This window comes from Sinorhizobium sp. B11 (assembly GCA_039725955.1).
GTDB lineage: Bacteria > Pseudomonadota > Alphaproteobacteria > Rhizobiales > Rhizobiaceae > Rhizobium.
Genome location: CP091034.1, coordinates 2,491,385 through 2,516,568, shown reverse-complemented (window position 1 = coordinate 2,516,568; position 25,184 = coordinate 2,491,385). Strand labels below are relative to the sequence as shown.

Here is a 25,184-nt window from a genome sequence, read left to right as displayed (position 1 = left end):
AGGCTTGTTCACCGCTTCGGTCAGGGTTCCCGTCATCCCCGGCTCAGATCAGCCTGCCTTGCCGGGCAGCGGCGTGTTGAGCAGCTGCTGCTCCCAGAGATAGGCAATGCCGCTGCCGGCGGCATGCTGCTTGAAGATGTCGGTCAGCTCGTCGGCGTGTTCGGTGCGCGCCCAGTCGCGCTGCCATTCTGCGGCCAGCGCCACCCAGGTCATCATGTTCGCGCCGGCGGCGATCATGCGCTGGATGGCCACCTCGTGAGCCTCGAGCGACGTGCCGCCCGAGGCGTCGGTGATGACTGTGACATCCCAGCCTTCGCCAAGCGCCTGGATGACGGGCATGGCGACGCAGATCTCGGTCCAGAGACCCGCGATGATCAGCTGCTTGCGGCCCGTTGCCTTGACCGCATCCACCACCTTGCTGTCCTCCCAGGTGTTGATGAAGGTCCGGTCGATCACCTCCTGGCCCGGGAACACATCGGTGATCTGCGGGAAGATGAGGCCGCCGCGCCCGGCGACCACGCTGGTCAGGATGGTCGGCACGCCGAAAGCCCTGGCGGCCTTTGCCAGCGCCGTCGAATTGTTGACCACCATCTGCGGATCATGGCTGTTCAGGTTCGCGAGCTGATAGGGCTGGTGGTCGATCAGGACGAGTACGGAATCTTCCGGGCGGAGAAGCGAAGCAAGGCCATTACGAAAGGTCATGAAGGGATCCTCTGCTGCCGTCTTGTATGAGTTCGGTCTGGATGTTTCTCGACATTGAGACAGACATGCGCTGACAGCGGCGCCGCCTGCGAGAGGGACACTGTCATTCCGGATTTCGATACGGTAGCCTCCCATCCTGCCAAGCTGTGTCGCAAGATGGGGAACGCTAACCGTGGATATCGAAGATCTCAGGACATTCGTGGAAGTTGCCGATGCCGGCGGCGTTTCGCCCGCCGCGCGGCGGCTCGGCATTTCCAAGTCCATGGTCAGCCGCCGGCTCATCCGGCTCGAAGCCGAACTCGGCGTCCAGCTTCTGGCGCGAACGACCCGCGGTGCGGCGCTCACCGAAGCGGGGATCACCTTTCGGGATCATGCCGCCAGGGTCGGTTCCGAGATCGACGCTGCCATGGAAACGATCCTGCCTTCCGGCGAGCTACGCGGCCGGCTACGCATTGCCGTGCCGGTTTCCTTCGGCCCCAGCCACTTCGCCCACGTGCTGGCGCAGATGGCGCAACGCCACCCCGAGCTCCACATCCATGCGTATTACAGCGACCGCTTCGTCGACCTCATCGCCGAAGGTTTCGATTGCGCGATCCGGGTCGGCTACCTGCCGGACTCGAACCTGGTCGCAAGACGCATCGGTCCGCTCTACGGAAAGCTGGTCGCGAGCCCGGATTATATCAGAAGGCACGGTTCGCCCGAGACGCCGGAGGAACTCGCCGGCCATGAGGCCCTGATGCAGGCAACGGAGGTCTGGCAGTTCATGGACGGAGAGGAGATCATCACGGTTCATCCGCGCGGACGCTTCAAGGCCGATAACGCGCTCGCTCTCGCCGCCGCCGCCCTGGCCGGCGTCGGCATAGCGTGGATACCCGATGGCGTAACCCACGACCATCTGGCTTCCGGCGCGCTGGTTGCGGTCATGACACGCTACCCGCCACCGCCCGCCGGCATCTACGTCATCCGCCCGTCGGGGCAGCATGCGACGCGGAAGGTGCGGGTGCTGACGGATATGCTGATCGAATGTTTCGAAGAGGCTCCGGCGCCGATGGGAGCCGCCGGCACGGCGTGAACAGCGCGTTGAAGCGCCTTCGACCTGCGCCAGCGCAGTGGATGGCGCGCGTTCTTTCAGTTATTCTTTCCAGCGAATATCGGCTTCCTGTCCCCATTCAAGCGAGGAGATTGCAAGGATGACAGAAGGGGAGATCGGCTGGGTCACTGCCATCATCGTAGGCCTGGTTGCAGGGTGGATGGCGGATAAATTCATGCATACTCACCTGCCGTTCGGATGGGCAGCTGTCGGGATGTCAGGCGCCTTTATCCTGAATGCGATAGCCGAAAAGGCCGGCTATCACTGGGGCGGCTGGCTGACATACTTGCTGCTCGGCTTCTTCGGGGCATGTATGCTTCTGATCCCCCTTCGTCTCTACATAGTCCGCACGCGGCTTCCCAAAACTCCGGATGAGTGGTGAAGACACGGCTTCGGTTAGCGCAAATGCCGCCGTCGGCCTTGCTGATATCAGAAGTATTCGTCTCGCCTGTAAAACTTGCCGTAGATATGCGTCAGCGACGAACCGGGCACTGCCAGTTTGGCCGGATCGCTTTCGCTATAAATCAGAGCGATGAAATGATTGAGATCAGCGCCGGCGATGCCCGTCGAGACGTCGCGTCCTTCGATCACGGTGAAATTTGTGCTGTCCTGTGAAGAGCCCTTGGTGGCTGCCTCGGCTTCGAAACTCGATTTGTTGAAGACGACATACCAAAACCAGGGATCGAACAAGGGCGCGCTGAGGAGCGTCATACTCCAGACGGGAATAACGAGAATGGCAATAAGGCTGCTGGCCGCCTTCCGGAAAGTATGGCGCCACAATGCGATAAATAGGCCGATAGACCAGATGAATAGCGTCACCGCGACCGACAGGAAAAGAAGCGGACCTCCCAACAGATCGAGAATGACGCGCAGCCCATTGGCTGGATCAAGCTGCCAGAAATCAAAGGCGCGAATGTATGCGGCGCAAGTCGCGCCAAGCAAAACGGCGATGGCGATCCGTCTGACGTTCCAGCTATCTGCGGGCCGAACTCGCGCATTCATCTCGTTGTTTTCCGTCGCCGGCTAGTGTCAGCCGATATGGACATATGTTTGGGAACCGGCGTCGCATGGGCCTTCTCGGCCGCGCCGCAACGGCGGGTCTGGCTTGCACGAATACGCGCTAAATCGAATGGCCGCAATTGGCTGCTGGTGTTGAAGAAAGCCGGCCAAGCCGCATTGTGCCAACAGGCCTTAATAGGAGTATGCGACGCGAAGGCATGAGCGGCACTTGCTGAATTCCGCAAGCCTGGCCATGCATCACCCATGCACCTCATAATCCGCCACCGCCTTAACTGCCGGTCTCCGTTCGGTGACTTGCGTGTTTTACCATCGGCGCAGGATGCGAAGCGCGAATTGATGCGGTGAGCCAGCAAATGCCACCAATGCCGCCGTCGGCCCGTTGCGGACATCAAAAGGGGTTGCCTGCCGCATTCTACCCCAGGGCTTCGTCGAACGCCTTTCGGCCGATCCCGGCGAGCCAGGTGCGGAAAGTGAGGATTTCCGGATTGATCTCGCGCATGAGATCCAGATCCACACGTTCTGCCAGTGGACCATCTTCCAGGCTCCTGGCCATGTGCGCGAGGTCGGCATTGGCTGCAAGAACATCGTCGGGAAAGCGCGCATAGGCGATCGTGCGGCCGGCGATTTCGCTCAGGGTGGCCTCGAGTTCGTAGCCGGTCAGCCTGTCGCTTGCGATTTTCAAGGTGACGCCGCCGAACCGGGTCTTGTCGGCGAACATGGCCGCAACGAATTTGCCGATATCGTCCACGGCGGTCAGCTGGATCGAATGCTCCGGCCTGATGAGAGAGAGCAACTGCCCCTTGTCCAGGCCGAATCCGGGCCGCACCAGCATTTCCATGAAGATCATCGGCCTGACGATGGTGGCCGTGACAGGCAGTTTGCGGATATGCGCCTCTATGCGAGGCTTGGCGTCAAAACGTGCCACACCCGTCGGCTTGTCGCCGACGCTGGCGCCCGAGGAATAAACGAGATGCGCGACGCCGCTTTCGACGGCCAGGTCGGCGATCGAAATCCCCCGGCGTTCTTCCTCTTCCGCCGACAGCTTGGCCGGCAGCACGCTGAAAACGCCATATGCGTCTTTCATCGCTGCCCGGACAGTATCCTCGTCCTCGAATGATCCGGGCACGATTTCGACACCGGCGTCCTGCAGGGCGATCGCGGCCGGGGACCCGGTATTCAATACAAGTGCGCGGACAGGTCGCTTCGCTTTCAGTAAGGCTCTGGCGACCGATCCGCCCTGGCGACCGGTGGCGCCGAAAACGAGAATTGGATGTTTGTCATTGGTCATTGGGAACCCTCGCGTTGAACAACGACCGTCCATATATACGAGTAGAAAATCGCTGGAAGACGGCACATTTTTCAGCGTCAGGCACAAGGATGATACGCTTGGACAATGGTATCGGCCCCGGTTCCCTTCAGGGACCAGAGGACAAGCCACAATTCAGGCCGATCCCGTCAAACGGGATTTGCACACGGCTGGGCGACAAGTGGACTGTGCATGTTCTATGGCGGCTGTCTGTCGCCGATGAGCAACGGCTGCGCTTTTCAGCGCTCAGGAAAGAGATCGACGGGATCACCCAGAGAATGCTGACGCTGACGCTGCGCAACCTGGAGCGCGACGGCATGGTCATGCGTCATTACTTTCCCGAAGTACCGCCACGCGTCGAATATGAACTAACCGATATGGGCGCCGGCGTGCTGCACGCTCTTGAGAGCTTCAACCTGTGGGTCCGGGACAATCTGCCCGTCGTCGAAGAGCATCGTCGCTCCTATGACGAAGCCCTGAAGTAATTTCTTGAGCATGTCGCGCAAATGCGCAACCACTGCGCCACGCCGCGCTACCCATAGACATCATAATCCACCACAGCCTTCACCCCGGTCTCCGACCGGTGACGCATCTTCTTCACCACCGGCTGCGTGAATGTCAGCGCCAGCGCATCGCCTTCATTCGGCGATGGCAGTCCGCGATCCTTCATGTCTTCCTTGCTTTCGAGCTGGATCTTGCCGTCCAGCCGCGCCACGGTCTCCGGTCCCACCAGGTCCTGGTAGAGAACCTCATTGCCGGGATCGATGGCGCCGCCGGCCTTCAGCCAGCGTTTCATCTGGCCCCAGATATAGGCGCGCATATTGTAATAGCCGGGGTCGAGCACCTTCGTCGAGCCGAACCAGACGAGCTGCCACGAGCGGCCCATGACGGTACCGGCGCTGGCGATGCCGGTGCCGTAGCCGGCATCCACGAAGACGGCGTCGGCCTCGTATTCATCCTCCAGCCGGGCGATGAGATTGGCGACCTCGATATCGTTGTCGTTGCGGGCAATGGTCGCCAGCCGCTTCGAATAGAGGCCCTGGCGCAGCATGATCACCGTCGGGTCGTCGCCCGTCCAGGCGGGGTCGACGCCCAAAATGACGGGCGCGAAGGCATATTGCTCGGGGCGCAGGTGCGTTGATCTGGCCCGGTCGGCATCGTCGGCGGAGATGAACTGCATGGCGGACTGGCTCGGGAACTGGCCGCGCACGCGCACCTTGACGATATCGCTATCCTCGCCGTGATCGTCCACGAGATGTTGCAGGAACTCTTTGTTGGTGCCGGGCACCGTGCGGCTGTCGATCTGCCGGCCGGTCCAGCGGTGGCGGAAGCGGCGGAAGCATTCGCGGAAGCGGCCACTGTTTCTGGTCGGGTTGCCGAAGACGATCCAGATGATGACCGTATCCTCGTCCGTCAGCGCGCCTTCGGCCACTTCCCAGACCTTGTCGTGGATCTTCGAGGCCTCGTCGAAGAGCAGGAGGATGATGCGGCCCTTGTTGTGCAGGCCGGCGAAGGCTTCCGTATTGTGCTCGCTCCAGGAGACGAAATCCTGCCGCCAGCTTTCGCTGCGCTCGGGATCGCGCGACTTGATGGACATGGCCTGCACATCGAACCAGTGGGCGGTGATCGAAAGCCGGAACCATTTGCCGATTTCGGGCGCCGTCTTGGTGCGCAGCTGGCCCTCGGTATTGGCCGTCGTGACGATCTTGCAATCGGCAAAACAGGACATGGCCCAGTTGGAGAGCATGCCCATTTCCGCCGATTTGCCGATGCCGTGGCCGGAGGCGACCGCGATCTGCAGCGGCTGGTAGCGGGTGGCAGGGTCAGAAAGATGGGCGCCGATCAGCTCGTTGATCTCGTCCTGCCAGGGGCGCGGGCCGTCATAGCCCTTGAGCTCGCCCATGCCCCAGTCCCAGGCGAGCCTGCTCCAGCGCTTCGGGCTTAAGCGGCAGGCGGCGGCAAGCTCGATGATCGCGTCATTGGGATCGCTGATTTCGCCGGATGCGGCGGGCAGGGGCTTTCGGCGCGTCATGCTACTGCGCTTCGCCATCGTTTTGCGTCTCACTGCGCCTTTGCGCCCGCTCCAGCCGCTCGGCAAGCGCGGAGAGGCCCTTGTGCTCGATGATCTCCTTGAAGGCGTTGATGCGGATATGCTTGCCGATCAGCTCCAGCCGGCGCAGCCGCTCGGCAAATTTCACCTTCTTCACATGGCCGATTTCGCGGCGCTCCTTGCCGGTGCCCTCGTAGAGCGCGGAGATTTCGAGATCCGTCACCAGCCCCTGCCGCCAGATCTCGGGCCATTCCCGGATCGGCAGGAGATCGCCTTTCTCGTCATAGAGATCGCCGAGATCGGCTTCGGCCTCGGCGGCAAGCCGCGTCAGCAGCCAGTCCGCATCGATGCGCGTCCGCTCGGAGCGCTCGGCCTTCGCCTCGCCGATGGCTGCGGCAATATGAGGTATCTTCAGCAGCCTGCAGGCAGTCTCCTTCGCGCCGCGCGGCGAATAGCCCGCCCTTATCGCCGCCTGCGCGCCGACAGTATCGACGAGATATTCCTCCACAAAGCGCTGCTGCCGCGCCGTCAGTTCGCTCATGCCATCACATCCCGGTTTGCCGGGGAGATAACAGAGCAACGGTTGGCGCAATGAATGGGGAGGGGAAAAGCAAAAATTGTGAACGGCCGGCGGGAACCTTTTCGGGGAACTGCGCGTTTGGGGCCTCAGCCGCTTTTCGTGCCTGACCTAGCGGGAGGAAAATCGCCCCGGGTGATGGCGGCGCAAGAATAACAGTAAGGAATGCAGCCTTTACGCGTAAATACGGACGTTAACCACCCTATTTAACTGAATTAAACGATAATCGTTGCCGCATGCAATGAATTAATCAAGGATTTATTAGAATAGAGGAGTTCGCTTATGCTTGAAAAACTTAAGAATGCTATCGGTAAATCTGACAGGATGCACCGGGACAGGGAAATCAGCAGGATTGGCTATAGCGAAGAACCTTCCAGGCTGGTCGTCGAATTTTCCGACGGCAGCATGCATACCCATCTCGATGTCATCGAAGGACATATCGTCGGCCTGCGCATCGCCGAGGACAAGCTGGATTTCTACGAATCCCAGATCGAGCCTTCGAACCGCCCGCTGGAATCCGGAAGTGTGGGGCGGGGATGAGCCCAGTCCATAACGGACAAGGGGGCCATAACGGGCAAGGGGACCATAACGGACAGGGCGAACGAGACGAGCATGCAGCAAACCCTGCTGCCGCAACCGGCGAGCAAGGAACACCGTCGTATGATCCCGCCCAGTCCTCCGATGAGCCCCCGGTTGCGGTGACGGTCAAACTCGCATCGCATCTGATCAGCGAGATCACCTATGATCCCGTCACGCGGATCCTCGAGATCGAGCACCGGCTGAAAGGCCACCGCCGATATTTCGACGTGCCTCAGGGCGTCGTCATAAACCTGGTCACCGCGCCATCGCCGGGCTGGTATTACACGCAGCACATCCGCGACGCCTTCCGCCGCGAGGACGCCCACCGGCACTTTTCCTTCCATTGGCTGCGCTCCCGCGACCATCATCATTGAGGCAGGCGGGATCGCCGCAGCGAGGTCCGATGGCGGTCTCATGCTGCCTGCATGGCTAAAAAACAGCTAAGTCCTTGATCCTGAATAAGTGACGCAGGAAAGCGGAAAAACTTTTATATTTTTTTCCGTCGCCGGAGGCTTTCTCCTGATTTGAATTTCTTTACGCGTAAGTTTGGGAGTAAGTGGATCACTTATTCAGGATCAATGACTTAGCCGGAATTTTGGCCGTTTTTGCTGCATTTTCAGAAATTCTTATTCAGGATCAATGAGTTAGTGGCGAATAGCTGAGGGTCTGAGCCGAGAGGCGGCGCTTTCCGGGCTGTGCGAGACGCCAAGTTCGGTCTCCAGCCAAGCCGGGAAATGCAGGCCTGTTATAGTTTCGAACTCGCTAACTCAATGATAGATAGTAGTCCACTCAAGTCAAAATATTGGCTAACAAAACGATAAATCCTTAATTCGTAGCGTCTTTCCTTGGGCCAGACTGCCGCGTTCGGCAGAAACTCTTTCCCTGTTTCTTCAATTATGCTACTATAAAGTGAGTTAGGGAGGGTAACATGCGTATCTTCGTACTACTCATCGCTATCGGCCTCTGCATATCGACCGTCGCTGTCGTTCCGCCCGCTGCGGTGGCGGGCCCGTGCGACCCGAATGTCGGCAACTGCTAGCCAGAAAAATCCGGATACACCGGCGCTGACCGGTTCCGCGTGAGAACCTTTGAGCGCCACTAATTCTGGAGAGGCGGATGGATAATCCATGGCCGGCGGATATCCCGTGGTCGCTCTGGAACTACCAGGGCCTGACCATCAGCGACATGCCGCAACTGCCCATGATGGGCGTTCGGTTCGAGCCCTCTTTCCTTTACGCTTTCGCTTTCGGCTGTTTTTTCGTGGCCTTCTTTTCCTGGCCGCGGTTCAAGGCGAGGGGGCGGAATATCACTGCCACTTCGGAAGCGCTGCGCGATTTCGACCCGACGGACCTCGGTGGCCAGAATTCGCTCCACAGGGCCTATTTCATCTATGCCGGCGCGATGCTGATCCTCTATGTGTCGCTCACCTTTTTCGGCAAGCTGATCTTCCAGGCAACGCAGATGATCCCCGTTGCCGGCATTTCCGTCGATATTGCCGAATTGAAATTCGACAGTCCGCAATGGCCGCTGACCCTCGCCTTCGCGTTTGCGGGGCTTGCGGATCTGCTGCCGCCGGTGCGGATCGCCGAGGAGTGGCTGCGCAACCGCGCCTACCGGGCGGCCGGCATTCCCGTGCGCATCGAACAGACCACCCGCAGCCTCATCGCCACGCTGGAGGAACCGCCGGGGCACAGCGGCGAGCGCCGGGAGCATTTGCGCAACAGGGGCAGGGGCTCGCTTGCCGAAATGCTGGGGCACTTTCGCAAGAACTGGCAGGCCCAGATCGATGGCTATCCACGCGTCAGGTGGCTGCTCGGAAAGCGGACGTCGCGAACCCGGGAGCTGCTCGCGCTACTGTCGCAGCTGGAGCTCCTGATCGTCTGGGCGAAGACGACGCGCGGCAGCTGGCCGGGCGCCGAGGTTTCAGCCCGCGTGCGGGACACTGAAGCCAAGTTCGTCGATAAGGCCGATACCCTGCTGAACAGCTTTCAGCGCCGGCTGCAGGAAACCGGCGATCTTAAGGCCACCAATCCGGCCACTGCCGCCAATCCTGACAATCCCGATCTGGACGCGAGCGAAAGCCGGTTCGACGACTATATCTCGCAGGTCATGAAGGACGCGACGGCGGTCCGTTTCGAACTGGTGACGCTGCTGGCGATCTTCCTCGAGCGCGACCCGGATTTTCGCGGGCCGGCCAGGGCGCCGAAGCCCGGCCTGGCACACCCGATCGATGCGCTTGCCGATCTGCTGCTCGAAACCGACCGGCCGGATGCCGTCGGCAGCGGGCCGGAGGCGGGGCTGCTGCTCTCGCTCATCCCCGTCTTCATCCTGTTTGCCGCCAGCGCCTGGCAGGGCGCACAGGAACTCGTCAGTCAATATGTGGAGACGACGAACCTTGCCGGGGTGCTGCTGACGGCACTGGTCGAAACCCTGAAGATCGCCTCGCTGACCTGGCTGCCGCTTCTGGCGGCCTTTTCGCTGCGTCAATACCGGTGGGACACCAAGGACTGGGTCGGCGCCCAGCAGGATTGGGACTATAGAAATTCCTCGCGCCTGTCGCAGATGATGGGTTGCCTTGCGCTGGCGCTCGCCGCCTCGGTCCTCGGACTGACCGGGGTTGCGATGCTGCGGGCCTTTGCCATCGCCCAGAATGCGAACCATTTCAATTCGCTGCTCTTCGGCGGGTCGGCCCCCTTCATCCTCTATTATCCGACCCTTGCCGTCACCCTTCTCCCGATGGTGCCGATATGCCTGGCGGCGGCCGATGCGCGGGCGCATGGAAGGCCGGTCCGTGGCCATGCGGTGCTCTGCGCCGCTTCAGTACTGGTGCTTTCCATCGCCCATAGCTGGTTCTGGGATCCCGGCTGGCCGGGCGACTGTTTCAGGGCGGAGACAATTGCGACCGCAGCATGCAGCCGGCGGTCGGATACGCTGAGCCGGCTCATCCTGACGGTCCTGGTGTTCCTCGCCAGCTGGAACCTCGGCCAGCCCGGCTTCAGCCGAACGCGGCGACGGATTAACCGAAAGCAGGCGGAGTTTGTCTGCGCGGTCCTCATGGCCGCCACCTTCGTGCTGAGCACGCCCGTTTTCGCTCGCGACGTGCGCGTCGGCTTCCGCGACAATGTCGAGCCGTTCTCCTATCTCGTCGGTGATGGGCACGGCAAGGCGCATCATATCGGCTATCTGGCGGACCTCTGCCACGAGATATTTTCGGTCGGCGAATATACGATCGAGGAAGTGTCGGTCACGACGGCCGAACGCTTCAAGCTGGTGAACGGGGACACGGTCGGCGACAAGAAGCCCGTCGAGGTTCTCTGCGATACAGTGACCATGCGCTTTTCGGGATTGGCGATCAGCGCCAATGGCGATTCAGGCGACGATGCCGATGGCCGGTCCAAACGGGACTGGAACAGCATCTACTCGCCGATCGTCTTTGCCTCCGGCGTCTCCTATCTCGTCCGGTATTCGCGGGAAGCGACGACCTATGCCGGCGATGTCGTGATCGGTTACGTCTCGGCAACGACGGCCGCAGACGTTGCCTTCAAGAGCTGCCAGGTCGACTTCTTCAAGGGGCTGGCACCGCCCCAGCGAAAGGCACTCTACGAGCGCTGCCGTTTCCTCGATGCGGCGGCGGCGGTCAGGCGCAGGATTGCGATGCTGCTGCCCGACAATCCCGGTTCGCGTGCTTCCGCCCCGGCATCGTCTGAAAAGGCGATGCCTGATGATGCCAGCGTATCGCCCGAAATAGAGCTGCCACCTGATTTCAAGACATCGCTTGAAAAGGCGCTCCAAAGCGCGAAGGACCTCGCGCCCCTTTCGATCCTGCCTGATACGACATCCTTTCTACCGCTGCCGTCGCAGCAGATGGCGAACAATCTCATCACCACCGTGGGCAAGATTTGCGGGTCGAGCCCGAATACGTCGGGCGATCAGACCGCGCAATCGATCGTCCTGTGCGACGACGCGCTGAAGCCCGATCCGCTCAAATTGATATCCGCTGCCGTCACCGATCCGCGTTGCAACCCTCTTGAGAAGAAGGAACTCAGCGATGCTGACAAGAAGAAGAGATCCTGGCGTGATTATCATTTCTGCCCGATGAAGGATTACGGGGATCTCATCCAGTGGTTCTGTAGCCCGAATCCGGGCCTGAGGCCGGTCTTCATGGGCGATCGGGAGCTGATCCTCGGCAAGCTCGACAGCTGGAACGCCCGCAATACGCCCTGCGCGGTCGAGCAGTTGATTGGCGCCGAATATCTGACCTACGAACCCTATGCGCTGCTTGTCAGCAGAGACGATCCCGAGCTGGTGCAATTCGTGCAGAGGCGCGTCTACCAGATCTTTTCCCACCGCTCGACGGCAACGGCGCGCTTCGCCTCCTATTTCCCCAAGCGCAGCATGTCTTCCGCGCTCGCCTATCTCTATCTGCTGAATGCCGTCGATCCCGAGCAGGGCTATCTCGTTCCCTGCGGCACGCCCGACAAGGCGCGGAGCGACGGAACAGGCCCAACTTCAGCGGTGTCCCGCCCGGCCGGCGACATCAGGTCCTGTGCAGACGAGACCGAACAGAAGCCCGCGCCTGCCGCGTTGAACGCCTGGCTGGCGGCTGCGGGCGAGCGGGCACGATCGATCCTGTCTTCGGTGCTGCGCACCTCGGGGATTATCGAGTGAACGGGTGTCGGCGCGGCGGCAGCCGGCTAAGGCTGCGAAGTCTTCGACCCCATATAGGCGCGTTCCAATCCCTGCTGCAGGACATAGGGGAATTCGGCCCTGTCGAGCTTGTATTCGCCGGGTTCGGCATCGGCAACGTTTGCCATGATCAGCCTTACCCTGGCATAGGCATAGTTGCAGCTGAGGCTGTCCTCGATCCCCTCGAATTCCAGTTCCGCGAGGCAATTGATCATATCGAAGTCGGGATGATCATGCTCGCCGAGAATGCTCGCGACCGTGCCGGCTATCCCGTTCAGGCTCTTTTCGCGCGCGGACGGTGCAAAGCGGGCCGGCCCTTTTTTCCCTGCGGTCTCCTCGATGATCCTCGAGGCGGTGGCATCATCAATCGTCAGCGGCGGAACGGCATATTTTCCCGCCATCTTGATGAGGAGCGCGGCCCTCCAGCAAACGATCAGCTTCTTACCAACGATCCTGGTGGTGGTCGAACACTGGTAAATCGTGTGGCGTGTCGACGAAAACTTGTCCAGAAACGCATCTGATGGCAGCGGCTCCTCGGCGAGGCCTACGCCGGGAAGGAGGAGGGTGATCGCAAAGAGGAACGGTCGCCAGCGGCTATGCATGAGATCTCCCCATAGTCTGGAGGCGGCATTTCGCCGCCGCTTTATCTGCAGGCCATTAAAAGCCTGAATGATGGATTTGCAATCAGGAGCTGAGGCAATTCAGTTGCAACCTGAAAGGCTGCCGGGCGAATAAGCCTGTACAAGACCTCGTCATTGGGGTCGCCGGGGTTCCTTCCGTACCGCGTCCGCACTTCCCGGCGCGGTGATGAGCCTGTAGAGTGGCCGAACGTGCGCCAGATCACCCCACCCGGAGTTTTACAATGGCCGAGGTCTTGCTGTTCCACCACGCACAGGGGCTGACCGCCGGCGTGCGCGCCTTTGCCGATGACATCAGGGCTGCCGGTCACAAGGTGCATACGCCCGATCTCTTCGAAGGACGCACCTTTCCGAGCATCGCCGAGGGGCTTGCCCATATCGGTGCAACCGGGTTCGACTCCATGCGGGAGCGCGGCGTCCGCCTTGCCGACGAACTGCCTTCGGGGATCGTCTATGCCGGGTTCTCGTTCGGGGTGCTGCCGGCGCAGAAGCTCGCGCAGACGCGGCCGGGCGCTCGCGGAGCTCTGCTTTTCTACTCCTGCCTGCCGATCAGCGGGGAGTGGGCCTTCGGGCCCTGGCCGAACGGCGTTCCGGTGCAGATCCACGGCATGGACAAGGACCCGGTCTTCGTCGGCGAGGGCGATATCGATGCCGCCCGCGAGATCGTGGAGGATGCCGATGACGCCGAGCTTTTTCTCTATCCCGGCGACCAGCACTATTTCGCCGACAGCTCGCTGCCCTCCTATGACGCGGATGCGACCGCGCTGCTGACGATCAGGGTGATCTCCCGGCTTGGGCCGCTTTGCAATTTCAAATTCTCATTTTGAACAATGAGTTAGTTATGACGGATGAAGAGTGCGAGCAGATTTGGGAGTTTTTTCGACTTCTGCCCGACGAGCCCGCAGAGCAGCGGAGCAAGAAAGCGGCATTTCTGAAGGGGTTTCGCGAGGCAAGCGATGGGCGAATTCTCGCAAATACGTTGATGATCGAGGCGCTAGTCTCAAGAGTTCCCGAATATGTGGAACCCGCCCTGCTGGTCGGTCATGTCTACGGTTTTGCCGACGAAAGCGTGGATGTACTTCTCACGCTGCTGCGGCAAGACTGGCACTACAGGCACGAGGACATCGTTCTTGCGCTTGCGGCATTGAAAGCGCCTCGCGCAGTCGAAGATCTGGACTGGGCCGCCCGATGGGTGCCCAGCTATCTGGAATGGGATGATAACCGCGTCCTCGCACGAAAGGCCGCCTATGCGCTCGGGGCGATCGACACGCCCGAAGCGCGGGCGGCGATTTTCGCGCTCAGCAAGGATGCAGATCCCGTCATTGCCAGACATGGGCAAGAGCAGCTGATGCTCAGCGCAACCATTGCGCCGGCCGCAGACAAAAGATCCATTCTTGCCAGGATCTATGAGTGGATTGCGGGCGGCAAGTTCGAATGACGAGGCCGCCTATAATCCCCGGCCTTCACGGCCTTCAGCCCGTCCCGATTGACCTGCCAAGTTGAAGCTGTAGCCTGTCTCCATGCACAATGCGCTGCTCGACTATGCCGATCTCATCTCGCTGCTGACGGCCGTCGGCACCTTCGTCGCGATCGTCGCCGGCGTCGTCGAGCTCATCAAGGCGCGGCGCGAGCATGTGAGGGCGAAGGAGCAGGAGTTCAACAGCTCCTACCTGACGATCAGCGACGCCTATCACCGGCTGCTCGAACTCTCCGTCGAATACCCCCATCTCGGCATCTTCCCCTGGCAGGAAGAACCCGCCGACCTCTCGCCCGACGACCTCGTCAGGCGGGACATTTTCTACGAAATGATGATCTCGATCTTCGAGCGCGCCTATCTGGAACGGCACAAGACGCCCGAGATAGCAGAGCATTTCTGGCCGGGCTGGGAGACATTTCTCAGGCGGCAGATCGAAAAGCCGTCGTTCCGGAAATACTGGGGTATTTTCGATGGGGAGGGGGCGTTCGGAGCGTATGACAAGCGCTTCGAGGCATTTGCGAAGGGGCTGGATGGCGGACTGCGCGGTCCGGATGGAGTGTGAGGCATGTCACCGGAGAGGGAGAGCGAGCGCCTCTGAACAAGAACAGCGTAAGCGAATTCTAAATCTACTATCAGTTGCTGTGCCAGTGTGGGTCAACCAAGTTGCATAGCGGTAAAACTCCCCGGCAGGATCGCCGAAATGATGAGATCCGCAAGATAAAATCTACCTAGACGGATTAGCCCAATTCTTGCAATCCTCGGGGGTGGTGCAGACATTATTGTCGCGATAAGATCAACCCGATACCGCGGTGGGCCGGATCTGTAACCTCGACTTGGAACTTGTTGAAGGCCCAACGTATTGTTTAGGCGTTCTTCTATCGATCGAGGGTAAAATGTCTGCAGAGTCCACGCGTCTCACGTCCGAGGCAATGACACTATCGGCCGCCGCCGTCCTGAATTCACTCATCTCCGTGCTTGGCAACAAGGGCCTGCTTTCTCCCGAGGAAGAGCGTGAGGTCTACCGCGCCGCCGCCGACATGATCGACGAGGCCTCCGGCGACGACGAGGACGGAACCTACGAGCTGGCGCGTGAACTGATCGAACTCAGGCTTGCCGATACCTAGGGCATGTCGCGCAGGAATGTGCAGCAGTTCATTCGGTCGCCGGGTCGCTGACATCAATGCACCAGCCTCGGCGTCAGGCGCCGGGGCGCAAGGGTTGAAGGCCGGGTCTCGGGGAGGAGTTGCATCAACTGGTCGAACAGTGCATGCACGAGGCGGAAGTCGCGGCTCTGCTGCAGCTGGGCATTCTGGAAGGCCGGCACGGAAGACGCGATGACCACCCAGCCATTTCCGAGCCGCCGCGCCACGGCAACGGACTGGGTCGTGATCAGGCCGTTGGCATCCGGCTCCCCCGACGCCAATTCAAAGAGGGAAATCTCGCCAGCATCCTGCGGGAAGATCAGCGGCGTCGGAACGGCTCCGATGGACCGCCCTGCAGAGCCATCCGCCTCGGCGCATCGCACCGGCAGCCAGTTCTCGCCCTGGACGAGCTGAGGTTCTGAAAAGCCGAAATGCTGCGCAAAGGCGCGCTTGTGTTCCCAGTCCTGCGGGTCGGTCAGCATCAGCAGGATATTGCCGTCTTCGATGACCCGCGCGTAGCCCTGGAAAAGAGCGTTGCCCAGCATCTGGTTCACTCTCGGGATCACCAGGATGAGGCGACGGGTGCCGGCCAGGCTCTCCCACGGAGCATCCGCCAGCGGAATGACGTTGCAGCCACGGTCCTCAAGGCAATTGCGCAACTCGGACAGTCCGGTCGCTGTTTCCGATGTCGCGCTGTTGACGTCAGGGGTGCGGGATTCATCAAAGATGACGGTAGCAGGGGCATTGGCATTGCCGAGGTCGGCGAGCACTGTCGCAACCAGCCTGAACAGCATCATGACGGTCTCTGTCGCCAGGACGAGGCCGCCGAAGGCGCAGACGAAAAGCCCGGCGCGGATCGAGCCCATCATGTCAGGGTTCGGAGCGCCCAGGGCCAGCTCGCCTTTCGTCAGGATCAGGCCGAAGATCGATGCAACGACGGCGATGGTTGCCGCCTGCTGCACGGAGCGCGTGTCCGCCGCCACCTCGCGCCTCAGCCGCATGGTCGGGATGGCTTCGTAGATGAAGGTGAAGACCAGGGCTGCAAAGCCGATGATCGTCAGAAGACCGCTGATCGCGGCGGAATAGAAGGTGGTGAGCACCGCCTCGCTCAAAACGACCCCGAACCAGAAGAGGGCGATGATGGCGAGGAAAAGACCGAAACGGACGACGACGGTCCGGTCCTTGACCCAGGCGCGCTCGATGCGGCGGATCTTGAAGCCGCGCAGCAGGGTTTCGGAGGAATAGCGCGTCGCCATCGTGTTCAGCTTCGATATGTCGAAGCTCGTCAGGCCCAGCATGGCGCCGCCATAGATGAAGGCCGTCGCCGGATTGTTACGCAGTCCGTTGGCGGCGAGATAAAATCCGATGCAGCCCGCAACCACAGCCCATGTTCCGAAGACAACTCTGAGGATCCGGAGAAGCCTGCTGTCGCCGCCCGGCAGGAAGACGAGCACGACGAATGGGCAGGACAGGAGAAAAAATCCGGTCGCCGGCCCCAGGATCTCGTAGAGCGCTCCATACTGCGTTTGAACGAGCGGTCCGAGGCGGGCCTCTATGGGCGGCCAGATATACTGCAATATCAGCGCGTAAATTACATGCGTCAGGGCGACGATCGCCCACATGATAAGGGGTATGCCGACAAACTGTCCGAGCCTGGCGCCTTGTTTGGCGTCGAGCAGGCCCGAAATCAGACCGGCAATCAAAATCGCAGGCAACCATCCCCACAAGGCGAAGAAATGTTGCCAGGTTCCAAACCAGTCCGCAATGAAAGATCGAATGTATTCCATTGAATTTCTTGTCGAAACCGAACAAATATATCATGTGTTCTTTATTGTCGTGATTTGTACGTTATTATACCTCGGGTGGAATTTCTATATCTCGAATTAATATTTACGACCGAAGCAACGCAAGGCAAATGACCGCCAGCTCCCGCTATCACAGCTATCCGCCAGCTGCGCGAACACATCTTCCTGCCGATGAGGCGTCGACCAGCAGTCGACGGCCCATCGAGACCCCGGAAACTGATTGCGATGTAAAACCGGTTAAGCTATCCTGCAACTGATTGCATGGCGCAATCAGATCCGCGTTCGCGCGGCGCTCCTGAGGAGGGAGAGGACATGGCCAAGCTTGTTTTCGGAAAGAACGTGTCACTGGACGGATACATCGATCATCAGGCGTTCGCGCCCGGTCCGGTGCTCTTCCGTCACTTCATCGAGAGCGTGCGGAGTGCTGCCGCCATCGTCTACGGCCGCCGCATGTACGAGATCATGCGCTACTGGGACGAGGACCACCCCGAGTGGGACGCGGCGGCACGCGAATTCGCGGCGGCGTGGCGGGGCCGGCAGAAATGGGTCGTGTCGCGCTCGCTGAAGTCGGTCGGCCCCAATGCCACGCTTGTCGGCGAGGGGCTCGAAACGGTCATCGGCGGACTGAAGGACAGGCTTGCCGGGGAGATCGGCATTGGCGGATCGGAGCTGGCGCGAAGCCTGACCGATCTTGGTCTCATCGATGAATACCAGCTCTATTTCCATCCCGTCGTGCTCGGCCACGGCACACCATTCTTCGCCGCGCCGCGGCCACGGCTGCGCCTCGTGGCGAGCGATCGCATGGACGAGGACGTGATCAGGCTGACCTATGTTCCGGCCTGATGGCTGGGGCTGACTAAGGCGGTGCTCGCATCGACATGTCCTTAATGCTGCCACCTGTCCGAAAATGTATCGCAGAAGCTGTGTTTTCTTGCGCGACTTGCTAACTTTTCGTTGAAAAATTCATGCCTAAGATGCATCGATAAATTCGAATCCCTCGCCTTGGTTGTGTCTCGTTCGGCAGGCTGAAAGGCGTGGGTCAGTTTTCCGGAGGGGCAATGAGGAGCTTTGGCGGGGTCTTGGCTGGATATCAGGGCCTCGCTCCTGGTTTCGATTTCCTGCGGCTTGCGCTGGCTTGCACCATCGTTTTCTATCACGCCGTCACCGCCGGCGGTTATTGGGATGCCGGCACCGGCCCTGTCCTGTGGTTCTTCGAATACAGTCTGGTGCCGATGTTCTTCGCCTTGAGCGGCTTTTTGATCACGGCGAGCGCCCAGCGGCTCGATCTCGCAAATTTCCTGCTCAATCGCGTGCTGCGCATCGTTCCGGCTCTCGCGGTCGATATCCTGATCTGCGCCTTCGTGATCGGGCCGGCGGTCACCGCCCTGCCGCTTGGCGATTACTTCACCGATGCGGGTTTCCTCGCCTATCTCCTGAACATCGTCGGCGCGGTGCATACCGATCTTCCGGGCGTTTTTTCCGCCAATCCGACCTCGCAGGTCAATGGGGCGCTCTGGACCATTCCCTGGGAAATCCACTGCTACATCATCGTGTCGATCATGATTGTCACAGGCGTGGTGCGCAAGCCGGCGACGACGTTCCTGGTGCTTGCGGGCTTCGTGGCGACCGGCCTTGTGGTCGAGCATTTCATATCCGACGGGCCACGGGATGAGCAGTTGCTGCATGTGCTGTTCGTCAGCCGCGGCGCGCAGCTGACCACGGCGTTTCTCACTGGCATCCTTGCCTATCAGCTGCGCGGCCGGATACCGATGAGCAGGGCGCTCCTTGCTCTCTCCATCGCCGTCGCGCTGACCGCGATGATCGTGCTCGACACGCGGGCCACCCACAGCGTGGCAAACCGCCTGATCCTGATCCCGGTTCTCACCTACATCACGATCTATGCCGGCCTGTCGCGGCTGCCGTTGCCGAAGATTCTCGGGCGCGGCGATTATTCCTACGGCGTCTATCTCTACCACGTGCCGTTCATCCAGCTTTCGATCTTCCTGGCGCCGTCTCTCTTCGTCGGTACGATCCCCGGCGTCGTCATGCTGACGGCGGTGACAATTGCTGTCGTGCTCTGCGTTGCTGCCGTTTCCTGGCACGTCGTCGAGAAGCCCGTGCTGTCATTGAGGCGCTTTGCGCTGACAGGCAGGGCGACCGGGGAGGGCCGGGCGGTGATGGCGCCGGTGGCGGCCGTGGAAGGGGTGGGGCGGTAGCGGCGGCTAGGGGCGGAGACGTTGGTGGCCGTGGCCCCCTCATCCGGCCCTTCGGGCCACCTTCTCCCCGAGGGGAGAAGAGGGAGCAAGCGGCAGGATCTCATGTAACGACCGAGGCTTTGACAGGAAGCGGCGCGTGGCGACGCTGTCCCTTCTCCCCGGCGGGGAGAAGGTGGCCCGAAGGGTCGGATGAGGGGGCTGCACGGCACCTCGGAAAATGTAGGGGCCGTCTCCTTGGCATCACCGCCATCCCCACCGCCATCCCGTTGCCCCTGCAATACCTTTTCCGAACCCGTCCAGCGCGAGGCAGACCCGCCGCCAAGCCCCGCGAGCATGCGCAAGCATCATCATATGGACGTAGGGAGGCACCACCCGCATACCCCTGATTGCTGTCGTACGGTCCGGCGCGAAAACTGCCAGAATGGGTGTCTTGAAATACTGCTTCGTGGGGCCGGTTGAGGGGCAGGTCCAGGAGGCTGGTGGACGGGAAAGGGGACGCCGCATATGCGGAGAATTCGGGTTAGTAGTCTTGAGTACCTGAGCATATATGGTGGAGCGTTGAGTATCTGTCGTGTACCGTCAGCCTGGAGCGCAGTGCTGGGAACCGCGACTGTCGTATCATCAACGAGTACCGATGGTTCCCTAAGTTTTGCCAATCAGGGCAGCTTTACCGATCCGGGCGGCGCCGTCGTCCCGTCCTCCTTCACAGGCAGTATCACGCAGCCTTCTGCGTCGATCTCCTTGGGCGGCGTGCAGACGGCCTCGATACCGCCGACGGCAATATCAGCGCCTTCAGGCGATGGCGGCGCGCAGGACACGTCGACCAAGACCGCGTCGCTCCTGCCGGCGCTGCAGACGACAACCACGACGACAGAGCGCACCGTGCTCGGCCCGGACCCGTACCAGGAGGCCGCGACGCTGCCGCTGGCGCCCGTGTTGACGGGCATTACCGGCGATGCCGGCGCGTCAGCTCCGACCACGTCTCCGACCGATCCTGCCGCCGGTTCCGGCGCGAGGTCGATACAGCTTCAGACCTCGATAGCCTCCATCTCGGTGCAGCCGAGCGAGAGCGTTTCGGCCGAGACCCCCGTAGGCTCGGCGGCGCTCGCAGCGCCGGCGGCTGCAGCTGCCGCTGCCCCGACGCTCAACAAGATCGCGCTCGAGAACATGAAGCAGGGCAACCCCATCAGCGAATGGGGCATCGAGGGTGACGGCAACGGCACCATCCAGGGCTTTGCCACCGAAATCAGCACCAATATCGGCGGAACGGTCGATTTCAAGATCGCGACGGATTCCACCCATTACCGCATCGATATCTACCGCATGGGCTATTACGGCGGAGCCGGCGCGCGCAAGGTCGACTCGATCGAGCAGCAGCTGACCACGGCGCAGATCCAGCCGCATCCGATCGTCGACATGTCGCTCGGCCTCATCGATTGCGGCAACTGGTCGGTGTCGGCCAGCTGGCAGATCCCTTCCGATTTCGTCTCTGGCGTCTATTTCGCCAAGCTGGTGCGCGAGGACGGCGTCGAGGATGCGAGCATCATTCCCTTCGTCGTGCGCGACGATGCCTCGACCAGCAATATCGTCTTCCAGACTTCGGATACGACATGGCAGGCCTATAATGCCTGGGGCGGCGCCAGCCTCTACTACGGCGAAGTGCCAGTCGATCCCGCCGACATGATCGGCTACCTGCCGCCGAACTGCAGCTGCGGCCTGACCGCGATCGGCCGCGCCTCGGCCGTCAGCTACAACCGCCCGATCATCACCAACACGAGCCCGATCGGCGGCAGCCACGATTACATTTTCGGCGTCGAATCCTCGGCCATCTCATGGCTGGAGCAGAACGGCTATGACGTCTCCTATATCTCCGGCGTCGATGCGACGCGCAACGGCGCGCTGCTGCTGAACCACGATGCCTATCTCTCCGTCGGCCATGACGAATACTGGTCTGCCGAACAGCGCGCCAATGTCGAGGCCGCCCGCGATGCGGGTGTGAACCTCGCCTTCTGGAGCGGCAACGAGTGCTACTGGAAGGTTCGCTGGGAAAGCAGCATCGACGGCAGCGGCCAGGCCTACCGCACCATGGTCTGCTACAAGGAGACCTGGGGCACGAGTTCGGATCCAAGCAATGTCGGCACCGGCACCTGGCGCGATCCGCGCTATGCCGATCCGGGGCAGGAGCCGGAAAACTCGCTGACGGGCACGATGTTCCAGGTGGACAGCTACCGCCAGGATACGATCTCCATCCCGTACGACTATTCGAAGCTGCGCTTCTGGCGCAATACGGATGTCTCCCAGATCAACGAGGGCGATACCTACAATCTGGTGCAGAACCTGCTCGGCTACGAGTGGGATTCCGATGTCGAGAACGGCTTCCGGCCGGATGGCCTCATCAACCTGTCGCTCTCGTCGATCTCGGTGGAAACCTATCTGCGCGATTACGGTGCAACGGTCGGTTCGGCCGTCGCCACCCACAGCCTCACCATGTACCGGGCGGCAAGCGGCGCGCTGGTCTTCGGCGCCGGCACCGTCTTCTGGTCCTGGGGCCTCAGCGACAATCACCAGGGTCCGGCGACCTCGACCGACCGCAACGTGCAGCAGGCGATGGTCAACATGTTTGCCGACATGGGCATCCAGCCGACCACGCTCGATGCGAGCCTGATCCTCGCGACCCAATCGACCGACACGCTGAAGCCGACCTCGACGATCTCGTCGCCGATCGTCGGTGCCTCCTTCCTCGAAGGCCAGCACGTGACGATCACAGGCACGGCGCAGGATTTCGGCGGCGGCATCATTGCCGGCGTGGAAGTCTCCACCGATGGCGGCCAGCACTGGTTCAAGGCGACCGGCCGCGAGAGCTGGAGCTTCAACTGGGTCGTCCAGGCAAGCGGCACCTATACGATCATGTCGCGCGCGGTCGACGACAGCGTCAATCTGGAGGCGCCGTCGGCCGGCAAGCAGGTCACGGTCAAGCTGCCGACCACGCAGGGCCTTTGGACGCTTTCGGAAAAGCCGGCGACCGAAGTCGCAATCGACCGCGATCCGGTCGAGCTCGGCCTGCGCTTCCAGGCGACGTCCGCCGGTTCCGTGCAGGGCATCCGCTTCTACAAGGGCTTCTACAATATCGGCGATCATGTCGTCAGCCTCTGGTCCAGCGACGGGACGCTGCTGGCAACAGGCGTATCGACGAATGAATCGCTCTCCGGCTGGCAGACGGTGATGTTCTCCTCGCCCGTCCAGATCGCGGCGGGCACGACCTATGTCGCCTCCTATCACAGCAACGGCTTCTACTCCGTCACCGACAATTATTTCGGCAGCGGCAGCACCTATGCCAGCGGCTCGCTGAAGGTTGTCGATGGCGGTGGCGTCTATGCCTATAGCGACAATGCCGGCACGTTCCCGGGCCTCAGCCCCGGCGGGTCCAACTACTGGGTGGACGTGGTCTTCGATGCCGGGCCGAACAGCGTGCCGGTTGCCGGCGACGACAGCGGCCTGACGATTTCGCGCAACAGCACGCTGACGATCTCGATCGCCACGCTTCTGGCAAACGATACCGATGCCAATGGCGATGCGCTGACGATCAGCGCCGTCGGCAATGCACTCAACGGCACGGTCACCCTCAACAAGCAGGCCGGCACCATCACCTTCACGCCGGCTGCCAATTATGCCGGCCCGGCAAGCTTCACCTATACGCTGTCGGACGGGCGCGGCGGCACGGACCAGGCCAATGTCAGTCTCACGGTCGACCCGGGCCCGGCCGGCCAGAGCCTGTTTACCGCCAATGAGGGGCCGACCGGCGGCAGCATCCAGGAAAACTCGGCGCTGGAACTCGGCATGAAGTTCTCGGCCTCGGCAAGCGGCACGATCACGGGCATCCGCTTCTACAAGGCATCCGGCGATACCGGGCCGCATACCGGCTCGATCTGGTCGGCGAACGGCACGCTGCTTGCGACGGTGACCTTTGGGGATGGATCGGCCTCCGGCTGGCAGACCGCGACCTTCTCCAGCCCGCTGCAGATCACGGCAGGCACGACCTATGTCGCTTCCTACCACACGACCGGCAGCTATGTGGCGACATCGGGCTATTTCAGCACCGCCCATACGAATGGCGCGCTGACGGGCCTTGCGGGCGCCAACGGCGTCTATTCCTACGGATCGGGCACGACATTCCCGACATCGAGCTACCAGTCCTCGAACTACTGGGTGGATGTCGTCTTCAACCAGTCGACATCAAATTCGGCGCCGGTCGCCGCCAACGACAATGGCTATACGACCTATTCCAACACCGCGCTGTCGATTGCCGCGGCAAGCCTGCTTGCCAACGATACCGACGCCGATGGCGATCCGCTCTCGATCACCGGCGCCAGCGGCGGGGTGAACGGCACGGTCATCTTCAACAGCCAGACGAACAGCGTCACCTTCACGCCAAACTCGGGCTATACCGGCGTCGCAAGCTTCACCTATTCGATCTCGGACGGGCATGGCGGCACGTCTTCCGCCACGGTCAACCTTACGGTCAATTCGCAGCCCGACAGCGGGACGACGAGCCTGTTTACCGGCGCCGATACGTCGGGTGTAACCGCCGCCAACGATCCCAACTCGGTCGAGCTCGGCGTCAAGTTCATCGCCTCGGCCAATGGCCAGATCACAGGGCTCACCTATTACAAGAGCGCCCAGGATACCGGCACGCATGTCGCCTCGCTCTGGACGGCGAGCGGCCAGCTTCTCGCCCAGGCAAGCTTCATCAACGAGACGGCGAGCGGCTGGCAGACGGTTTCCTTCTCGCAGCCGATCAATGTCACGGCCGGCACGACCTATGTGGCGAGCTACCATTCCAACGGCTTCTATTCGGCGACCGCAAACTACTTCACGACGGATCATACGAGCGGGGCGCTGACGGCGCCGGCAAGTTCGATCAGCGGCGGCAACGGCGTCTATGCCTATGGCAGCGGCAGCCTGTTCCCGACCTCGTCCTACAATGCCACCAACTACTGGGTGGACGTGCTCTACAAGCAGGGTGCGCAGAATACGGTGCCGGTTGCCGCCAATGACAGCGGCTTCACCACCAGCACCGGCACGCCCGTCACCATCCAGGCCTCGGCGCTGCTTGCAAACGACAGCGATGCCGATGGCGATGCGCTCACGATCACCGGCGTCAGCGGTGCGGTCAACGGCTCGGTCAGCTGGAATGCCCAGGCCCAGACGGTGACCTTCACGCCGACGGCAGGTTACACGGGGCCGGCAAGCTTCAATTACGCGATATCGGACGGCAAGGGCGGCACGTCCTCGGCGCAGGTGGCGCTTAATGTCAACAACCCGGCCGCAGGACCGGAGCAGAACCTCTTTGCCGCCAATGCGACGCCTGCGGTCGTCTCCGTCAACGACAACCAGCCGGTCAATCTCGGCATGAAATTCCAGGCCGATACCGCTGGCTGGATCACCTCCATCCGCTTCTACAAGGGTGCGGACAATACGGGCTCGCACAATGGCTACCTGTGGACGGCGTCCGGCACTCTGCTCGGCAGCGTCACCTTCAACAACGAGACGGCGAGCGGATGGCAGACCGCGCAGCTCACCCAGCAGATCGCCATCCAGGCGGATACGACCTACGTCGTTTCCTACTCGACCAATGGCAACTATTCGGCGACGGGGAATTACTTCGGCAGCGACGTGACCAATGGCGACCTGAAGGCGCCATCGGGCAATAACGGCGTCTATGCCTATGGCTCGGGCGGGCTGTTCCCGACGAATAGCTACAACAGCACGAACTACTATGTGGATGTGGGATTCAAACCGCAACTCGCGGCGTAAAGCAATTCCAGCAAAAGCGCGCAGCGGTTTTGCTGGAATTGCGTGAATACAATTGGAGCGCGGTGCGCGCTCCAGACGTCGC

The 25,184-nt window shown here is 61.3% G+C and carries 20 protein-coding genes; 13 read left to right on the top strand and 7 right to left on the bottom strand.

What is annotated here, in order from left to right:
• Positions 1–48 precede the first annotated feature (48 nt).
• Entirely contained in the window at positions 49–702 is a 654-nt protein-coding gene (locus tag LVY75_22410; GenBank protein ID XAZ21576.1) for a hydrolase, read from the bottom strand.
• A 172-nt stretch (positions 703–874) separates the two neighbouring features.
• Between LVY75_22410 and LVY75_22405 the strand changes: the two genes are divergently transcribed.
• Both LVY75_22405 and LVY75_22400 read left to right on the top strand, forming a co-directional pair.
• Entirely contained in the window at positions 875–1,774 is a 900-nt protein-coding gene (locus tag LVY75_22405; GenBank protein XAZ21575.1) for a LysR family transcriptional regulator, read from the top strand.
• 118 nt (positions 1,775–1,892) lie between these two features.
• On the top strand, positions 1,893–2,174 hold the full coding sequence (locus LVY75_22400; GenBank protein XAZ21574.1) for a GlsB/YeaQ/YmgE family stress response membrane protein: 282 nt from the start codon (positions 1,893–1,895) through the stop codon (positions 2,172–2,174).
• A gap of 47 nt (positions 2,175–2,221) precedes the next feature.
• Here the strand turns inward: LVY75_22400 and LVY75_22395 are convergent, their stop codons facing one another.
• Positions 2,222–2,794 (bottom strand): hypothetical protein, encoded by a 573-nt coding sequence (locus LVY75_22395; protein ID XAZ21573.1) that lies wholly within the window; start codon positions 2,792–2,794, stop codon positions 2,222–2,224.
• A gap of 430 nt (positions 2,795–3,224) precedes the next feature.
• A complete protein-coding gene (locus LVY75_22390) occupies positions 3,225–4,100 on the bottom strand; it encodes an NmrA/HSCARG family protein (protein ID XAZ21572.1) in 876 nt (291 codons plus the stop codon).
• Positions 4,101–4,189: 89 nt separating this feature from the next.
• On the opposite strand from LVY75_22390, the gene LVY75_22385 reads away from it, so the two are divergent.
• Complete coding sequence (locus tag LVY75_22385; GenBank protein ID XAZ21571.1) at positions 4,190–4,603, top strand: helix-turn-helix transcriptional regulator; 414 nt, start codon at positions 4,190–4,192, stop codon at positions 4,601–4,603.
• 47 nt (positions 4,604–4,650) lie between these two features.
• Here LVY75_22385 and LVY75_22380 read toward each other — a convergent pair whose 3' ends face one another.
• Both LVY75_22380 and LVY75_22375 read right to left on the bottom strand, forming a co-directional pair.
• Positions 4,651–6,150 (bottom strand): terminase, encoded by a 1,500-nt coding sequence (locus tag LVY75_22380; GenBank protein ID XAZ21570.1) that lies wholly within the window; start codon positions 6,148–6,150, stop codon positions 4,651–4,653.
• A 1-nt stretch (position 6,151) separates the two neighbouring features.
• A complete protein-coding gene (locus LVY75_22375; protein ID XAZ21569.1) occupies positions 6,152–6,709 on the bottom strand; it encodes a terminase small subunit in 558 nt (185 codons plus the stop codon).
• 318 nt (positions 6,710–7,027) lie between these two features.
• Between LVY75_22375 and LVY75_22370 the strand changes: the two genes are divergently transcribed.
• The 3 genes from LVY75_22370 (at position 7,028) to LVY75_22360 (ending at position 11,992) form a co-directional block, all read left to right on the top strand.
• Entirely contained in the window at positions 7,028–7,285 is a 258-nt protein-coding gene (locus LVY75_22370) for a KTSC domain-containing protein (protein ID XAZ21568.1), read from the top strand.
• Complete coding sequence (locus tag LVY75_22365) at positions 7,282–7,698, top strand: KTSC domain-containing protein (protein XAZ21567.1); 417 nt, start codon at positions 7,282–7,284, stop codon at positions 7,696–7,698. Before LVY75_22370 ends, LVY75_22365 begins: the two co-directional genes overlap by 4 nt.
• 742 nt (positions 7,699–8,440) lie before the next feature.
• A complete protein-coding gene (locus tag LVY75_22360) occupies positions 8,441–11,992 on the top strand; it encodes a hypothetical protein (GenBank protein XAZ21566.1) in 3,552 nt (1,183 codons plus the stop codon).
• 26 nt (positions 11,993–12,018) lie between these two features.
• Here the strand turns inward: LVY75_22360 and LVY75_22355 are convergent, their stop codons facing one another.
• Entirely contained in the window at positions 12,019–12,612 is a 594-nt protein-coding gene (locus LVY75_22355) for a hypothetical protein (protein ID XAZ21565.1), read from the bottom strand.
• A gap of 260 nt (positions 12,613–12,872) precedes the next feature.
• Between LVY75_22355 and LVY75_22350 the strand changes: the two genes are divergently transcribed.
• From LVY75_22350 to LVY75_22335, 4 genes are all read left to right on the top strand, one after another.
• Positions 12,873–13,475, top strand: coding sequence for a dienelactone hydrolase family protein (locus LVY75_22350; protein XAZ21564.1), 603 nt, complete (start codon positions 12,873–12,875; stop codon positions 13,473–13,475).
• A 14-nt stretch (positions 13,476–13,489) separates the two neighbouring features.
• The gene (locus LVY75_22345) at positions 13,490–14,086 is read left to right on the top strand and encodes a hypothetical protein (GenBank protein ID XAZ21563.1); all 597 of its coding nucleotides are present in this window, start codon (positions 13,490–13,492) and stop codon (positions 14,084–14,086) included.
• Between the two features lie 82 nt (positions 14,087–14,168).
• Complete coding sequence (locus tag LVY75_22340) at positions 14,169–14,687, top strand: hypothetical protein (protein XAZ21562.1); 519 nt, start codon at positions 14,169–14,171, stop codon at positions 14,685–14,687.
• Between the two features lie 331 nt (positions 14,688–15,018).
• The gene (locus LVY75_22335; GenBank protein ID XAZ21561.1) at positions 15,019–15,249 is read left to right on the top strand and encodes a hypothetical protein; all 231 of its coding nucleotides are present in this window, start codon (positions 15,019–15,021) and stop codon (positions 15,247–15,249) included.
• 53 nt (positions 15,250–15,302) lie between these two features.
• Here LVY75_22335 and LVY75_22330 read toward each other — a convergent pair whose 3' ends face one another.
• Complete coding sequence (locus LVY75_22330; GenBank protein ID XAZ21560.1) at positions 15,303–17,054, bottom strand: hypothetical protein; 1,752 nt, start codon at positions 17,052–17,054, stop codon at positions 15,303–15,305.
• 330 nt (positions 17,055–17,384) lie between these two features.
• Between LVY75_22330 and LVY75_22325 the strand changes: the two genes are divergently transcribed.
• The 3 genes from LVY75_22325 to LVY75_22315 all read left to right on the top strand — a co-directional run bounded on the left by LVY75_22325 (position 17,385) and on the right by LVY75_22315 (position 25,102).
• Positions 17,385–17,915 carry a dihydrofolate reductase family protein gene (locus LVY75_22325; GenBank protein XAZ21559.1) on the top strand — a complete coding sequence of 177 codons (531 nt, stop codon included), beginning with the start codon at positions 17,385–17,387 and terminating at the stop codon, positions 17,913–17,915.
• A gap of 236 nt (positions 17,916–18,151) precedes the next feature.
• The gene (locus tag LVY75_22320; GenBank protein XAZ21558.1) at positions 18,152–19,288 is read left to right on the top strand and encodes an acyltransferase; all 1,137 of its coding nucleotides are present in this window, start codon (positions 18,152–18,154) and stop codon (positions 19,286–19,288) included.
• Positions 19,289–19,792: 504 nt separating this feature from the next.
• Positions 19,793–25,102, top strand: a complete 5,310-nt coding sequence (locus LVY75_22315) for a DUF4082 domain-containing protein (protein ID XAZ21557.1) — start codon at positions 19,793–19,795, stop codon at positions 25,100–25,102.
• Positions 25,103–25,184: the final 82 nt, after the last annotated feature.

Coding starts and splice junctions, on each gene's coding strand:
- LVY75_22410 (XAZ21576.1), bottom strand. CDS start 702: ATGACCTTTCGTAATGGCCTTGCTTCGCTTCTCCGCCCGGAAGATTCC.
- LVY75_22400 (XAZ21574.1), top strand. CDS start 1,893: ATGACAGAAGGGGAGATCGGCTGGGTCACTGCCATCATCGTAGGCCTG.
- LVY75_22395 (XAZ21573.1), bottom strand. CDS start 2,794: ATGAATGCGCGAGTTCGGCCCGCAGATAGCTGGAACGTCAGACGGATC.
- LVY75_22390 (XAZ21572.1), bottom strand. CDS start 4,100: ATGACCAATGACAAACATCCAATTCTCGTTTTCGGCGCCACCGGTCGC.
- LVY75_22385 (XAZ21571.1), top strand. CDS start 4,190: ATGATACGCTTGGACAATGGTATCGGCCCCGGTTCCCTTCAGGGACCA.
- LVY75_22380 (XAZ21570.1), bottom strand. CDS start 6,150: ATGACGCGCCGAAAGCCCCTGCCCGCCGCATCCGGCGAAATCAGCGAT.
- LVY75_22375 (XAZ21569.1), bottom strand. CDS start 6,709: ATGAGCGAACTGACGGCGCGGCAGCAGCGCTTTGTGGAGGAATATCTC.
- LVY75_22370 (XAZ21568.1), top strand. CDS start 7,028: ATGCTTGAAAAACTTAAGAATGCTATCGGTAAATCTGACAGGATGCAC.
- LVY75_22365 (XAZ21567.1), top strand. CDS start 7,282: ATGAGCCCAGTCCATAACGGACAAGGGGGCCATAACGGGCAAGGGGAC.
- LVY75_22360 (XAZ21566.1), top strand. CDS start 8,441: ATGGATAATCCATGGCCGGCGGATATCCCGTGGTCGCTCTGGAACTAC.
- LVY75_22355 (XAZ21565.1), bottom strand. CDS start 12,612: ATGCATAGCCGCTGGCGACCGTTCCTCTTTGCGATCACCCTCCTCCTT.
- LVY75_22350 (XAZ21564.1), top strand. CDS start 12,873: ATGGCCGAGGTCTTGCTGTTCCACCACGCACAGGGGCTGACCGCCGGC.
- LVY75_22345 (XAZ21563.1), top strand. CDS start 13,490: ATGACGGATGAAGAGTGCGAGCAGATTTGGGAGTTTTTTCGACTTCTG.
- LVY75_22340 (XAZ21562.1), top strand. CDS start 14,169: ATGCACAATGCGCTGCTCGACTATGCCGATCTCATCTCGCTGCTGACG.
- LVY75_22335 (XAZ21561.1), top strand. CDS start 15,019: ATGTCTGCAGAGTCCACGCGTCTCACGTCCGAGGCAATGACACTATCG.
- LVY75_22330 (XAZ21560.1), bottom strand. CDS start 17,054: ATGGAATACATTCGATCTTTCATTGCGGACTGGTTTGGAACCTGGCAA.
- LVY75_22325 (XAZ21559.1), top strand. CDS start 17,385: ATGGCCAAGCTTGTTTTCGGAAAGAACGTGTCACTGGACGGATACATC.
- LVY75_22315 (XAZ21557.1), top strand. CDS start 19,793: ATGCGGAGAATTCGGGTTAGTAGTCTTGAGTACCTGAGCATATATGGT.